The organism is Candidatus Devosia phytovorans (genome assembly GCA_029202405.1).
GTDB classification, from domain to species: Bacteria; Pseudomonadota; Alphaproteobacteria; order Rhizobiales; family Devosiaceae; genus Devosia; species Devosia phytovorans.
In genome coordinates this window covers 3896952-3910627 of record CP119312.1, presented here as the reverse complement: position 1 = coordinate 3910627, position 13676 = coordinate 3896952, and the positions used below count along the sequence as shown (strand labels likewise).

The following is a 13676-nucleotide window of genomic DNA, read 5'->3' as shown; positions in this document are numbered from 1 at the left end:
TGCGATGGCGGACACGACAGGCAACGATCCCAAAGCCGGCAAGCCGACCGAGACCAAGTCGGGCCCGGTCAAGCCCCCCGTTCTTGACCTCAAGGCCAATGCCAAGCCGGAAGCCAAGCCAGAGGTGAAGGAAGCGGCCAAGCCAGCCGAGAAGCCTGCTGATAAGCCGGCGACGTCCTTTGCGCCAAAGCCGGCCGAAGAAAAACCAGCGCCCTTTCCGATTGCCGCAACCCTTGCCGGTGGCGTGCTGGGCTTGGCCGCCGCCTATGCCCTGGCCTTCGCCGGCCTGTGGCCCGCGCCCGCTGCTCCGGCCACCGCCGCAGACCCGCGCATCGCCGGCCTCGCCAGTGCCGTACCCGAACTCGAAACGGTGACGCAGACAACGCAGTCCGAACTCGCCACCCTCAACCAGCGCATCGCCGCGCTGGAAGAAGCAGCTCCTGTGGCGACAGGCGAAACGGCAGCGCCGGTCGATCTGGGCCCGATCGAAAGCCAGGTGGCGAGCCTTTCCGAACGTATCGACACCCTCGCCGCGGCTCCAGCCGACAGCGCCGGTCTCGACACGCTGCGCAGCGATCTGACGTCCATCGGCACGCGCATCGACGAACTCGCCGCCCGCGTCGGCACGGCAGAAGCGGGCCTGCGCACCCTCGACACCAGCGTCAGCCAGACGAGTGCAGCGCTGGCCACCCAACCCAGCGATATCGGCGCCGTATTGCAGCTGCCGCTGATTCTCTCCGGCCTCGAAACCGCCTTCGGCACCGGCCGGCCCTATGCCACCGAACTCGCCGCCCTGCGCGCCGCCTCGCCCGAGGCAACGATCCCGACAGCCATCGCCAACAAGGCCGACAGCGGCCTCGCTCGCCCCGATGTCATCGCCAGCCGCTTTGCCGAAGTCCTGCCCGCCATGCTGGGCGGGAAGCCGGCCGATCCGCAGGCACAATGGCAGGATGGCGCGCTCGACTGGTTCCGCTCGGCCATCGCCCTGCGCCCCACTGGCGAAATCGCCGGCGATACGCCCGACGCCGTCATGTCGCGCCTCGAGGGCGCCGTGGCCCGCCGTGACTTTGCCGCCGCCGAAGTGCTGCTTGCCGACCTGCCCGAGCCCATGCTGGCGGCTGGTGGTGACGTGCCGACACTGATCGCCGAACAGGCCAGTGCCGCCCGCTTCCTCGACGACCTGCGCGCCAGCGCCCTTTCCGGCGGGGTAACGCCATGATCCGTCTCGCCTCCTGGATCATCGGCAGCCTCGTCATTACCGCGCTCGCCGCCTGGCTGATTTCCCTGCCGGGCACGCTGACGCTTGAAGTGGCCAACTACCGGATACAGCCGCGGCTCGGCGCCGCCATCTTCATGTTTCTGCTGATCGCCATCGTGGTGATCATAGTCTGGGCCATCATTCGCCGCATCATCACCGCACCGCGCAACATGGCGCGCCGCAGCCGCGAAAGGCGCAAGGAACAGGGCGTCGAAGCCCTGTCCGACGCCTTCGTCGCCCTGCAGGCCGGCGATCCCTCGCGTGCCCGAGCTCTGGCCCGGGAGGCCCAATCACGCCTGCCCGCCAATACGGCCGCCAAGCTGCTCGAAGCCCGCGCCGATCTGGCACTGGGCGACATGCCCGCCGCCCGCGAGCATTATCGCGCGCTGATCGCCGACGAAAAAACCGCGCTGGCCGCCCTCACCGGTCTTTACGACCAGGCGCGTGCCCAGCATCGTCCCGAGGCGGCACTGACCTTTGCCCGCAAGGCGCTCGCCTTGGCCCCATCCAGCAGCTGGGCTGCCGATGCCGTTTTCGACGACCTGGCCCGACGCGGCCAATGGGCCGAAGCTGTCGCCATGGTCAATGTCGAACAGGCCACCAGTCGCGAAGACCGCGCCCGCAAGCGCCGCCGCCAGGCCGTGATCGAAACCGCCCGCGCCCGTGAAGCCGAGACCGGCCATCCGCTGTCGGCGCTCGATCACGCGCTGACCGCTCTGAAACTGCTGCCCGACTTTGTGCCCGCCGCCCTGATCGCCGCGCGCATCCACATCAATCGCGGCGAGAGCCGCAAGGCCATGAGCCTGCTGCGCCGCATCTGGCGCGCCACCGGCCATCCCGATGTCGCAGCGCTCTATGCCCATGCCCAGCCTGGCGCCTCGGCCATGGAGCGGCTCAAGCGTCTTGGCGAGATCATCGAAACCCCGCCGCCGCATCGCGCCGCCGGCATGGCCCTCGCCCGTGCCGCCATCGATGCTTATGACTGGCCCCTGGCCCGCAAGGCACTGGCCCCCTTTGTCGAGGCCGACCTGAGCCAGGGTGTTGCCAGCCTCATGGCGGAAATCGAGGAAGGCCAGAGCGGCGACCAGGGCAAGGCCCGCGAATGGCTGAGCCGCGCCATGCGTGCGCCGCGCGATCCGGCCTGGACCGCCGATGGCATGGTCAGCGACGAGTGGGAGCCCGCTTCCCCGGTCACCGGACGGCTCGACGCCTTCGAATGGAAAGTGCCGGTCACGGTCACTCAGCGGCCGCCAGAAATGGCTGCACTGCCACAATTGCCGGTCGCTGCATCCTTGCCTCTTGCACCGGCCGCAAACCCAACGTAAAAGGCCAGCCGTTGCCGCATTAGCTCAGTTGGTAGAGCACATCATTCGTAATGATGGGGTCAGGTGTTCGAGTCACCTATGCGGCACCACTCAAACCCTTGAAATGGTTAAAGTTTAATCCTTCGCAGGATTTTGGGCTGGGTCGCCACTCGCGCTAAGGGCGCCACCCGGTCGCCATAGCATGTTTTGTTGCCATGCTCGGCACGCGAGCTAATCCTTTGATCTAAATGGCAAAATTGCAAGGATTACCCCGCTAATCCTTGCGGGGCTGCCTTCCCTTGCCTCAGATCAGATCAGCGTACGGTCGAAGCTCTGCAACGAGGCTGGGAAGCGATTGAGCCTCAAGGATGCCCAGGTAATCATCGGTGCTTTTTGGAGGGTTTTTGAGGCGCGCCCGGCATTGCTGTGCGGCGACGATCACAGCGGCGGGGTCCAGACTAAATTGCTGAAAAAGAAATTCGTCTGGATGCAAAACTTCGATTTCGTACTTGTCGAGCTCGACGGATGGGAAGTCGCGCAAGTTCATGGTGACTATGGCGTCGCTACCGCTGTGAATAGCCGCCGCCAAAACATGGCGACCATCCTCATCAGGCAATTGAAGCGATGAGATCAAAGCCTCATGCCCGCTCACCAAGCACCCTTCAACCGCGGCATTCATCATAGTCTTGGTACGAGTCAGCTGTTCGGCGGTGAGGTCTGGCCGGTTCTTGAGCAAGTTTCGGATCCACTCGTCGTGGATCAATTCCGACCAGCGAGCACGGAATATCCCGCTGGCCGAAAGCTCAAGGAGAAAGTCCCGGAGCGGAGCTGGGTAAAGGACGCAGGCGTCCAGAATAACTGTGTAACCAGCGATCCTAATAGCCCATTCCCAATTCCTGAGCTTCCTTGGCTAGGTCGTCCATCGCTTCGCGTCTGCGGACATTGGCTGCCTTTTGGTAAGCCTCTAGATCGCCAAACTTGATGCGTCGATGTGTTCCGACCTTATGGTGGTTCAGCCGCCCGTCTTCGATTAGCCGAATGACGTGAGGGCGCGACACATTCAAAAAATCGGCAGCTTGCTGAGTGGTAAGTTCAGCATGGAGCGGTATCAAAGTTACGGCGTTTCCTTGCGACATTTCTGTCAGAAGGTGAGTAAGCAATTTGGCGGCCGCGGTGGGCAACGTAAGTTCTTCACCATCGTCTAGGCGGACCCGAAGGGTGCCCTTCGGTCGTCGAGACAACGCGCGACTTGCTTCCGCTGCCTGCTCTGCCTCTTGCTCTGTTGGCACTACGGTGCCCGGGCGTTCGAGTAGCATGTCGGTTCTCCTGTCTCGTCTATATGTGCGTGTTCTCTCACAAACGCAATAAACGAAACGACTGAACGATTCTTTAAGTTGCGGTACCAGCTATGCACGCTACGCCGTCGCACGGGGCGCACGGTCAGCCATCTGAATTCATGTGGGTGTGCGGCACCACTCTTCTCAGACCATTTCCGGTTCCAGCTGACGCAGGCGATGCGCGATCCGTGCCGTTGGCATGATGATCTGGCCGGCCTGCGGCCGGTCGGAAAAGATCGCCGCGCGCTCTTCCGGCGTCGAATCAAAGAAGGGGAAGCGCGCGATGGTGCGCGGATACATGACCGGAATATGCGAGGCATAAAGGCAGACCGGGAAGGTCAGCTCGCCCCAATAGCCCTCGCCGGCCAACTGTTCGGAACCGAACACCCGGCGATAAAAGGCGGCATGTTCGGGCCGCACCGAGGAGATCGTATAGGTCACCTTGAAATGTTCCGACGCCATGACGGCGAGGCGCAGCGTCAGATAGGGCAATGCCGGAAAGGCCAAAGACGCATCGTGATCGGCGGTGAAGCGGCTTGGATCGACATAGGAGCCACCCTTGTCGACGATACCGCCCAGCACATCAGGCCAGATCGCAAGGCTCGGCGAGGTCCGATCGGCCTGGGACGCGATATGCAAGCGGATAGAGCTGACCAGCTGGTCGTCGATATAGACGCCAAAGGCATAGCAATTGGCCGCCTCGTCATAGCCATCGCGGGTGATTTCATCGGCATTGACCGGGATGAATTCTTCCCGGCGATAGGCCTCGTAGCGGAGGCGGTAGATCGGATCGAGCTGGTCTTCGACCGTCACCCGACGATAATGGACGCGATCGAGAATATCGATCAGACTAAGCGCAAACCGCGAGGTTGCGCCATTCGCCTGGGTTGCCGCACTCATCACAACTGTTCCCCTGATGCGGGAAGGACCTTAACGGTCTGTTAGTCATGAATGCATGCGAAAATATTTCGTTCCGCCGCAGAACCAATTGAGTTCACACGGTTTTTCACTGTGCGGGTCGAGTTTTGCGGGGAGTTAACCAAGCCGGCGTTTAGCGTGTATGTCGCTGGCGGCGGCGTTGAGCCGGCCGATCAGCGCCTGGATCTCGCTCTCAGGAACAGGCTTGCTGAAGTGATAGCCCTGAACCTGCTGGATCTCGACATTGCCGAGGATTGTCTGCAGCTGCGCTTCCGTTTCCACCCCCTCGGCGACGACGGTCAGATCAAGGTCGCGGCCAAGCCGCGCCACATTGGCCAGGAGGCGCAGCGAGCGCGCGTTCTGGGCGATATCGGCAAGGAAGGAGCGGTCGATCTTGAGCTTGCTCAACGGCAGCGAGTTCAGATAGCTCAGCGATGAATAGCCTGTCCCGAAGTCATCCAGGGCGATGGCAATGCCCTGCCGCGCGAAACGGGTCAGCATGCGCTGGGCGATCTCGTGTTCCTCGATGGCTGCCGTCTCGGTGACTTCGATTTCCAGCCGTTCCGGCACAAGACCCGAACTGGCCAGAGCCTCTTCGACCACGCGCTCGAGGTCGCCGACACGGAAGTCGCGCGCCGAGATATTGACGGCCACGCTGACATCGCCGGGCCACTGGCTGCACTGTTGCGTTGCCCGCTGCACCACCCAGGCAGTGATATCGGAGATCAGCCCCATTTCCTCGGCCAGCGGAATGAAGGTGGAAGGCGGAATGGCACCCAGTTCGGGATGGTCCCAGCGCGCCAGCGCCTCGCAGCTCACCACACGGCGCCGGTTGATATCCATGATGGGCTGGAAGGCCAGCTCCAGCGCGCCGGCCGCCACGGCCTCGCGCAGATCGGATTTGAGCCGCTGACGATAGTGGTAGTCGATATCCATCTGGCTGTGGAACAGCCGGCTGCGCGCCTTGCCGTCGCCCTTGGCCGAATAAAGTGCCAGATCGGCCTTGGTCATCAGGTCGTCAACGAGATCATCCGGATCTTCGCTGGTGGCAATACCCAGGCTCACCGTGGTCGAGAGGGTCAGCCCGTCGAGCAGGAATGGGCTGGCAAAGGCTTCGAGCAGGGTCTCGGCGTCTTCGCCCACGATCTGGTCATTGACCGCGGAGCGATAGATGACGAATTCATCGCCCGCCAGCCGCGCCAGCACAGCCGCCGCCGGCATCGCCCTGCGCAGCCGCTCGGAAACCTGGACAAGCAGCTCATCGCCCACCAGATGACCGAACGTGTCATTGACATGCTTGAAATCGTCGATGTCGATCAGCGTCAGCGCCACCATACGTTCGGGTGCATTGGCCTGGCGTCGTCCGGCAAGATCATCGCTGGCCAGCTCGCCGAAATAGGAGCGGTTGGGCAGGCCGGTCAGCGTATCGTGCCGCGCCATGAAGTTGATGCGCTCTTCGGCCGCCACGCGCTCGCTGATATCTTCGAACAGCAGCACGCAACGCTCGCGGCGCACGCTGATCGTGACCTCGAAATAGCGGCTCTCCGGCAGGCAGAGCAGCACCTTGCCACCCGAGCGCAGGGTGATGAGGTCGGCCAGCCGATCAAGTGCCGTACTGGGCAATACCTTGCTGTCGTTGAGATCGGTCAGCACTGCACTGAACGGGCGGCCAACCAGATCGGGCTGGCCCAAGGCGGAAAACAACCGCAAGGCTCGCGCATTGGCGACCGAAATCACACCACGATCGTCCAGCATGCAGAGGCCATGCTCGAGCGTTGTCATCGCCATGTCGAGCTCGGCCGCCAGCCTTGAGGCGTCCTCCCGGCCATGCACGGCCGCCAACAGTATCGCGCGAATATCGCCGGCCAGCTTTCGAAAGCTGGTCAACATGATCACCAGCAGACCGGCCAGCACATAGTGATAGATATCACCATGCATGGCATAGCCGATCGACAGCGGCACGATGACGCCCACCATCTGGATGGTGACGAGGCGATCGAGACCGAAATTGCGACCGCAAATGCCCACCATGACGGCAATGGAAATTGAGGCACTGGACAGCGAGGCAAAGGGATCCTGCACCACGGCCATGGAAACGAGGCACCACATGCCATAGACCAGCGACAACGCACCGCCGAAGACGACGGCTCGATTTTCCCAGTATTCGGCAGCCGCGGCATCTTCATTGCCGATAGCGGCGTGCTGGAAGGACCGCATGTCGAGATAGCGTATGGCGCCGATCAGCACGAAGGCGGCCGTCACAGCATAGAGCGCCAGGGAATTGGTCTTGTAGGCCGCCATGGCGGCCATCACGACGCTCGCGAAGGCGCCAGCCAGCATCGCCTTCCGGTCTCCATAGACCGAACGGATGATCGACACGTAGTCGAGAGCCGGCATTGTGTTTCGGGCCGAAGTGAGCACCATTTCCCCTTGTCCGGCTGCATAAAAGCCAGCAGGGATTAAGAACGCCTTTGCACAGGTTAAGCGCCAGTCGAGCTAGGGACTTTTCCCAATGGGAGAGTTAACGAGGTCCTAACAGGGTGCAGAGGTTGACGGCCGAAGTCTCGCTACCCCCACCCTGCGACCAAACCGCAGGCCACCGCGTTGAAAACGCATGGCAGAGGACATTGAGGAGGCTCCCATGGTTGAAAAATTCGACGGCGCACAGCGCAAGGCAGCGCTCGATACGCTCAAGGGCTGGACCTATGACGATGGTCAAGGGGCGATCAGCAAGACATTCAAGTTCAAGGATTTCTCTGAGGCCTTCGGCTTCATGGCCCGGGTGGCTCTTGCCGCCCAGCAGGCCGATCACCACCCGGACTGGTCCAACAGCTACAACTCTGTCGCCATCACGCTTTCGACCCACGACGCCGGCGGATTGAGCCAGAAGGACATCGACCTCGCCCAGGCCATCGACAAGCTGTCCTGACGCGGCTCAATGAAAATTCCGCCCACCCGGCAGCGCCGCATAGGCCCGCCGGCGGGCCATCTCGATCTCGCGGATCGCATTGCGATCGCGGCTCTGGCTGCCATGCGGCCCGGATTTCCCCTCGTCGGCCCGGGCGAGGACCCGGTCGCCAATTTCGGCGCCCTGGGCCAGGTCCAGCAGGTGGCTGGTCATATCGGTCAACTGCTCGGCGATGATGTGGATGACGAGGCCCTCGCGCTGCAGCTGTCCACGCACCGCCAGCATGCGGGAGCCGAGGACGGTCTTGCGATTGGCCTCGAAGACCTTGGGCCAGATCACCACATTGGCCACCCCGGTCTCGTCTTCGAGCGTGGCAAAGATCACCCCGCTTGCCGTGCCCGGGCGCTGTCTGACCAGCACCAGGCCCGCGACTTCGATGCGGCTGCCGGGCTTGACTGCCATGAGCTGAACCGCGCGCGTAATGCCGCGGGCCTCGAGCGTGGGCCGGATGAATTGCAGCGGATGACCCTTGAGCGAAAAGGACAGGGTCGAATAATCGTGGATGACCTCCTCACCCGGTAGCATCTTGGGCAGGCCAGCCTCGACATCGGCCTCTGTCTCGACCGTCCCGGCAGCCTCGAACAGCGGCAGGGTATCGGCCCCATGCGTCCCGATCAGCCCCTTGACCGCCCACAGCGCCTCACGCCGGGTCAGTCCCAGTGACGCAAAGGCATCGGCATGCGCCAGTTTTTCGAGGCTGGCGATCGGCAGTCGGGTGCGCAGCCAGAGATCACGGACGGAATCGTAACCATCGCCACGATGTTCCACGACGCGCTGCTGTGCATCCTTGCTCAAGCCGATGACGGCGCTGAGGCCGAGCAGGATCGACTTGCTGCTCCAGATGTCATCCTGCATGTCCTGATGTTGCGGCCAGACATGATCGCCCGCGCTGCGCGTGACTGCAGGATCGACCAGCGTGTGTTCGATCTGCGATTGGTTGATCTGCACCGCCTGCACCTCGACGCCATGTTCGATGGCGTCCCGGATGATCTGGCTGGGGGCATAAAAGCCCATGGGCTGCGAATTGAGCAAGGCACAGGCGAAAACGTCGGGGTAGTGGCACTTGAACCAGCAGGAGGCATAGACCAATAGGGCAAAGCTGGCGGCATGGCTTTCCGGAAAGCCATATTCGGCAAAGCCCTGGATCTGCGCGAAACAGTTTTTCGCAAAATCCGCAGGATAGCCATTGGCCGCCATGCCGGCCAGAAACTCCTCGCCAAACTGGGCGATCTGGCCCGTGCGGCGCCAGGCTGCCATGGCGCGGCGCAAACTATCGGCCTTGCCCGGTGAAAAGCCTGCCCCCACGATGGCGATCTGCATGGCCTGTTCCTGGAACAGGGGTATGCCCAGGGTTCGCTCCAGCACCTTTTCAAGCTTGGTATTGTAATAGACCGGCTGTTCCAGCCCCTGCCGGCGGCGCAGATAGGGATGGACCATATTGCCCTGAATGGGCCCCGGCCGGACGATCGCCACCTCGATGATGAGATCATAGAATTTATCCGGCTTTAGTCGCGGCAGCATGGTCATCTGCGCGCGACTTTCGATCTGGAACACGCCCAGCGTATCTGCCCGCTGGATCATGGCATAGACGCGCGCCTTCTTGCTCTGATCCTCGTCCGCTTCCTCGCTCAGCAGATCGACCAGGCCGACCTTGTGGCCATAATGCTCGTCCATCAGAGCGAAGGCGCGGCGCAGGCAGCTCAGCATGCCCAGCGCCAGCACATCGACTTTCAGAATGGCCAGGGCATCGATGTCGTCCTTGTTCCATTCGATGATCTGCCGGCTGTCCATCGCCGTCTTGCCGATGGGTACGAGGCTTTCCAGCGAATCCCGGGTGATGACGAAACCGCCCACATGCTGGCTGAGGTGCCGCGGAAAGCCGCGCAACACCTTGACCACTTCGAACATCTGCGCCAGCACGGGATCGTCCGGATTGAGGCCGATCATGCCCAGTTCGCCCAGGTCGAGCTTGTGCCCCCATCCCCAATGCAGCTGGTTGAGGGCAGCCACGGTGTCCTCGGACACGCCAAACACCTTGGCGGTTTCCCGGATCGCGCTCTTGGACCGGTAAGAGATGACATTGGCGGTCAGTCCCGTGCGCTTGCCACCATATTTGCTGTAGACATATTGCATCACCTCTTCGCGCCGCTCGTGCTCGAAGTCGACATCGATATCGGGTGGCTCGTCGCGCTCGGTCGAGATGAAGCGGCCAAACACCAGCGTGCTGGTTTCCGGATTGACTTCGGTGATTTCAAGGCAGAAGCAGACCGTCGAATTGGCCGCCGAACCACGCCCCTGACAGAGAATCTTGAGCGTGTATCGGGCGTGCTGCACGATATCATGCACGGTCAGGAAATAGGCGGCATAGCCCTTGTAGCCAATCAGGCAGAGCTCGGTCCAGATTGTCCGCTTGATACTGTCGGGCACCCCGTTCGGAAAGCGCCTGGCCGCACCAGCCCAGGCAAGACGCTCGAGGGTCTGCTGCGCGGTTTCGCCATTGCCGATCGTTTCTTCGGGATAGTTGTACTTGAGCTGATCGAGGGAAAACTCGATGCGATCGACAAAGCGCTGCGTTTCGGCAATGGCATGGGCATGCTCGCGGAACAGCCGCGCCATTTCCCGTGGCGGCTTGATGTGGCGTTCGGCATTGGCCGCCAGACGAAACCCGGCCTGCTCCAGGGTCAAATGTTCGCGAATGCAGGTCACGACATCATGCACCATGCGCCGGTCGGGTTCGTGGTAGCACGCATCATTGCTGGCCAGCATGCTCGCGCCATGACGGCGGGCCATCTCGTCGATCCGGTTGAGCCGGGCCCGATCCCCGCCATCGAACCGCAGGGCTCCTGCAACCCAGACATTGCCGGGCGACTGGCGGCTGAGCGTATCAAGCGTTCTCTCCGTCAGGCCCCAATCGCTCTCGTCGGGAACGAGAATGAACAATTGCCCCTGCGCATAGTTTTCAGGTGGTCCCTGCTCGATGGCGGACGGTTCACCGGAGCCGAAAAGATCGCTGAAATAGAGCATGGGCTTGCCCTTTTCGCCGCGCTGATTGCCGACGGTCAGCAGCTTGCACAGCCGTCCATAGGCCACGCGGTTGGTCGGATAGGCGACAATATCGGGTGCGCCGTCGGCAAAGCACAGACGGACACCGACCAGATAGCGAAAGTCCGGGAAGCGCTGCTTGTTCCGATCGCGCGCAATGACATAGCCGCGCACCACGCCGGCAAAGCTGTTGCGATCGGTGACCCCAAAGGCCGTAAGCCCCAGATGCATGGCAGCAGAGACCATCTCTTCCGGAGAGGATCCGCTGCGAAGAAAGGAAAAATTGGTGGTGGACACCAGCTCGGAATAAGGCCCCGAGGCGGCGGTCAGCGCCTTGTTGCGAACTCCAGGTTCAAGGGCAACGATCGCGCTCATGCGAAAAACCCGTGCAGATACCAGCTCGTCGCGCCATGGAGCCCTTGCCTGTAGAGCCAGAACCTCCGGCCTTCGCCATCTTCAGCAATGTAATAGTCGCGGGTCAGCGCCTCAGGGTCGAACCGGGGCAGCTTGGGAAGATAGGGCGGCGGCTCCGGTTTCTCGCCGGGCTCGGGCTTTTTGGGCACATAGGGTGCAACCAGTTCCAGCCTTTCTGCCCTTTGCCACCATTCTTCTCCAAGCCGCTCGGGACCCGAAGCCTTGATCAGGCGGTAGGCGACATGCCGCCAGATCATGGAAGCAGGCAGCCCATCGGGAACCTCCGCATTGATCGCCACAGGTTCGGGAACCGGCAGCAGCCGAAGCGGACGCGTCAGTTGCCCTTGTGGCTCCGCCTGCCTCAGACCTGCATAGGCCAAGGCAGGAACCAGACGTGCGGCCCGCTCGGGGATGTGGCTGGCCACGAACTGGGTTCGCAGCACCGCCATGGCACCCAGCCTGCTGCTGATCCGATCCTGCAGCTGGTCCAGGTCCTCGGTGCCGTCCTGGCTGGCAAAGGCGCCCATTTGCGATCCATCGAGCTGCCCAATCGAACTGGCCGCCAGCCGGATCATGTCTATGCCGAAACCGGGATCGTATTCGCCTTCGAGACGCTCCGAACGGTTGGAGAAAAGCTTGGAGACATGAGCAGGGTCGCGCGTCAGCCGCGCCGAATTGACCGACATTGCCATGACCTTGTGGTCGACCCGATAAAGGAACAGGTGAAATGTCTGTCCGCCCAGCCCGCCCGCCTCCAGCCGAAAACCAAGCTGAATGGCAAGGTCGTGGCAAGCCGCCAGCACATCATCCATCAACCCGATGGGATCGGCAAAGCGGCGCTCGACATAATGCTCCACCTGGGGAAGGCGTGGCGTCATCCGCTCTTCGAGATAGCCATAGGCCTGATCCAGCCTTTGCAGCAGCGTGATGCCGAAGCGGGCCTGCAAGGCCTTGCGATCTCGTGGACGAAGTTGTCCGATGGTCTTGAGCCCCATCTGGCCAAGACCGCTCAGCTGAGCATCGGTGAGCCGCAGTGCATTGACCGGCAAGGCATCGAGCAGGGCAAACAGATCACCCGCCTCGACCACCTGGCTTCGGGCAAAGTGACTGATTGCCCAGGCCGCACCAATGGTCGGCGCCACGGCGCCGGAGGTGGTATAGCCGAGGTTGCGCAGTCGGGTCAGCAACAGCTCCAGCATGCCGCGCTCGTCCCCGAAGAGGTGGGCGACGCCGGTAATGTCGATAACCAGGTCGCCAAAGGCACTGACATCGCTCATCACCGAGACGAGCGGGCTGGCATTGGAGTGCCAATCGGCAAAATCGGCAAAGATCGCTTCGAGAAGCGGTCGATTGATCTCCTGCGCCGTAAGCTGAGGCAGCATGGCCCGGGCATCGGCCAGGTTTTGTCCGATGCGCAGACCGGCCCTGCCCGCCGCGCTATCCATGGCTGCCAGGCGCAATCCACCCTTGATCCGCTCATAGAGCACCAGGGGCCCGGTCAGCTGGGGGTCACGCCGTTTCAGGCAATCTGTCGGCCATGTCGGCAAAAACAGCACCAGATAGCGGCGGCTCGAAAGCAATTCGGTTTGCATGTCGACGGGCAGCATCGAGCGTTGTGAATCCATCTTGCGTCCAGCCCAGAAGCCATTCGGTTTGCTGTTTGAGGAGATTTCCCTTCTCCAGTTGCAATCGCCAGCGCGGGGCGCCGGGAGCGAAAGGATCGAAGCGTTTCCTTGCACTGGACGTCGGCATCAGCCGCCATCGCAAATGCGCCGCGCTGGCTTCCCTGGTCGCTCCATAGCGCAACAGGAAGATCGAGCTGCCCGCACTGGCTGCCCGCATGCTCAGCCGTCGGCTTGCGGTAAAATCGAGAGCGTTGTGATGTCCGGCAATATCGGCCACGACGGCCGCCACGGCCTTGCAGGCCAGCGCCTCTTCTGCAGCCCAGAGCAGTTCGACTATATTGGTTGCCCGAACCAGGACCAGAGCAGCCGGATCAAACCCGAAGCTCCCCAATCCGGGGCCATAGGGCAGGCCCAGTTCCTGGCTTTCCCCAATCAGCTGCAAGTAAATGACCGCCGGACGCTGCGCGTTCAGCAGGCTACGGGACTGCGCCAGCGCAAACCCCAGCAAGGCGCCCGCATGGCGACGCTCATCGGTGAAGACCTCCTGCAGGAGTCCATTCGCCGGGAGAGGGAAGCCATCGACCTGATCGCGGACCATTGCCCGTGCCTCGGCCAGCGCCGGTTTGCGCTCGATATCGGCAATGGTGTCGCGCAGCGCGGCGATGCGCTGTTGGCGTTCGGGCGAGGTCATCGCGCCATTCCTTGTGAACAAAACAGGAACATCTAGACTCCGATTCCATTCAGAGTCGAGTCCTTTTCGTGGACCTTCAATCACATCCACTGTGGCGCTTCCGCATCAAGCGGCATCAA

General features: G+C 62.2%; 10 protein-coding genes and 1 tRNA gene. 4 read left to right on the top strand and 7 right to left on the bottom strand.

Features of this window, described 5'->3' with window-relative positions:
* Positions 1 to 4 precede the first annotated feature (4 nt).
* From P0Y65_19190 to P0Y65_19180, 3 genes are all read left to right on the top strand, one after another.
* Positions 5 to 1219, top strand: a complete 1215-nt coding sequence (locus tag P0Y65_19190; protein ID WEK04278.1) for a hypothetical protein — start codon at positions 5 to 7, stop codon at positions 1217 to 1219.
* Positions 1216 to 2583 carry a heme biosynthesis HemY N-terminal domain-containing protein gene (locus P0Y65_19185; protein ID WEK04277.1) on the top strand — a complete coding sequence of 456 codons (1368 nt, stop codon included), beginning with the start codon at positions 1216 to 1218 and terminating at the stop codon, positions 2581 to 2583. Before P0Y65_19190 ends, P0Y65_19185 begins: the two co-directional genes overlap by 4 nt.
* Positions 2584 to 2596: 13 nt before the next feature.
* A tRNA-Thr gene (locus tag P0Y65_19180) sits at positions 2597 to 2672 on the top strand.
* 194 nt (positions 2673 to 2866) lie between these two features.
* Here P0Y65_19180 and P0Y65_19175 read toward each other — a convergent pair.
* The 4 genes from P0Y65_19175 to P0Y65_19160 form a co-directional block, all read right to left on the bottom strand.
* Entirely contained in the window at positions 2867 to 3415 is a 549-nt protein-coding gene (locus tag P0Y65_19175; protein ID WEK06845.1) for a PIN domain-containing protein, read from the bottom strand.
* Between the two features lie 22 nt (positions 3416 to 3437).
* Complete coding sequence (locus tag P0Y65_19170; GenBank protein WEK04276.1) at positions 3438 to 3878, bottom strand: helix-turn-helix domain-containing protein; 441 nt, start codon at positions 3876 to 3878, stop codon at positions 3438 to 3440.
* Between the two features lie 165 nt (positions 3879 to 4043).
* The gene (locus P0Y65_19165) at positions 4044 to 4799 is read right to left on the bottom strand and encodes a hypothetical protein (protein WEK04275.1); all 756 of its coding nucleotides are present in this window, start codon (positions 4797 to 4799) and stop codon (positions 4044 to 4046) included.
* A gap of 135 nt (positions 4800 to 4934) precedes the next feature.
* On the bottom strand, positions 4935 to 7241 hold the full coding sequence (locus P0Y65_19160; GenBank protein WEK04274.1) for an EAL domain-containing protein: 2307 nt from the start codon (positions 7239 to 7241) through the stop codon (positions 4935 to 4937).
* Positions 7242 to 7458: 217 nt separating this feature from the next.
* Between P0Y65_19160 and P0Y65_19155 the strand changes: the two genes are divergently transcribed.
* Positions 7459 to 7746, top strand: a complete 288-nt coding sequence (locus tag P0Y65_19155) for a 4a-hydroxytetrahydrobiopterin dehydratase (protein WEK04273.1) — start codon at positions 7459 to 7461, stop codon at positions 7744 to 7746.
* A 6-nt stretch (positions 7747 to 7752) separates the two neighbouring features.
* Here the strand turns inward: P0Y65_19155 and P0Y65_19150 are convergent, their stop codons facing one another.
* The 3 genes from P0Y65_19150 to P0Y65_19140 are packed head-to-tail and all read right to left on the bottom strand — an operon-like array spanning position 7753 to position 13557.
* On the bottom strand, positions 7753 to 11202 hold the full coding sequence (locus P0Y65_19150; GenBank protein WEK04272.1) for an error-prone DNA polymerase: 3450 nt from the start codon (positions 11200 to 11202) through the stop codon (positions 7753 to 7755).
* Entirely contained in the window at positions 11199 to 12866 is a 1668-nt protein-coding gene (locus tag P0Y65_19145; protein ID WEK04271.1) for a DNA polymerase Y family protein, read from the bottom strand. The genes P0Y65_19150 and P0Y65_19145 overlap by 4 nt, the downstream gene beginning before the upstream one ends.
* A complete protein-coding gene (locus P0Y65_19140; GenBank protein ID WEK04270.1) occupies positions 12751 to 13557 on the bottom strand; it encodes a hypothetical protein in 807 nt (268 codons plus the stop codon). Before P0Y65_19140 ends, P0Y65_19145 begins: the two co-directional genes overlap by 116 nt.
* Positions 13558 to 13676 lie beyond the last annotated feature (119 nt).

What these genes read in the sequence shown, in the direction of transcription:
- P0Y65_19185 (WEK04277.1), top strand. Translation starts at nt 1,216, where the DNA reads ATGATCCGTCTCGCCTCCTGGATCATCGGCAGCCTCGTCATTACCGCG.
- P0Y65_19145 (WEK04271.1), bottom strand. Translation starts at nt 12,866, where the DNA reads ATGGATTCACAACGCTCGATGCTGCCCGTCGACATGCAAACCGAATTG.
- P0Y65_19165 (WEK04275.1), bottom strand. Translation starts at nt 4,799, where the DNA reads ATGAGTGCGGCAACCCAGGCGAATGGCGCAACCTCGCGGTTTGCGCTT.
- P0Y65_19150 (WEK04272.1), bottom strand. Translation starts at nt 11,202, where the DNA reads ATGAGCGCGATCGTTGCCCTTGAACCTGGAGTTCGCAACAAGGCGCTG.
- P0Y65_19190 (WEK04278.1), top strand. Translation starts at nt 5, where the DNA reads ATGGCGGACACGACAGGCAACGATCCCAAAGCCGGCAAGCCGACCGAG.
- P0Y65_19170 (WEK04276.1), bottom strand. Translation starts at nt 3,878, where the DNA reads ATGCTACTCGAACGCCCGGGCACCGTAGTGCCAACAGAGCAAGAGGCA.
- P0Y65_19140 (WEK04270.1), bottom strand. Translation starts at nt 13,557, where the DNA reads ATGACCTCGCCCGAACGCCAACAGCGCATCGCCGCGCTGCGCGACACC.
- P0Y65_19160 (WEK04274.1), bottom strand. Translation starts at nt 7,241, where the DNA reads ATGGTGCTCACTTCGGCCCGAAACACAATGCCGGCTCTCGACTACGTG.
- P0Y65_19155 (WEK04273.1), top strand. Translation starts at nt 7,459, where the DNA reads ATGGTTGAAAAATTCGACGGCGCACAGCGCAAGGCAGCGCTCGATACG.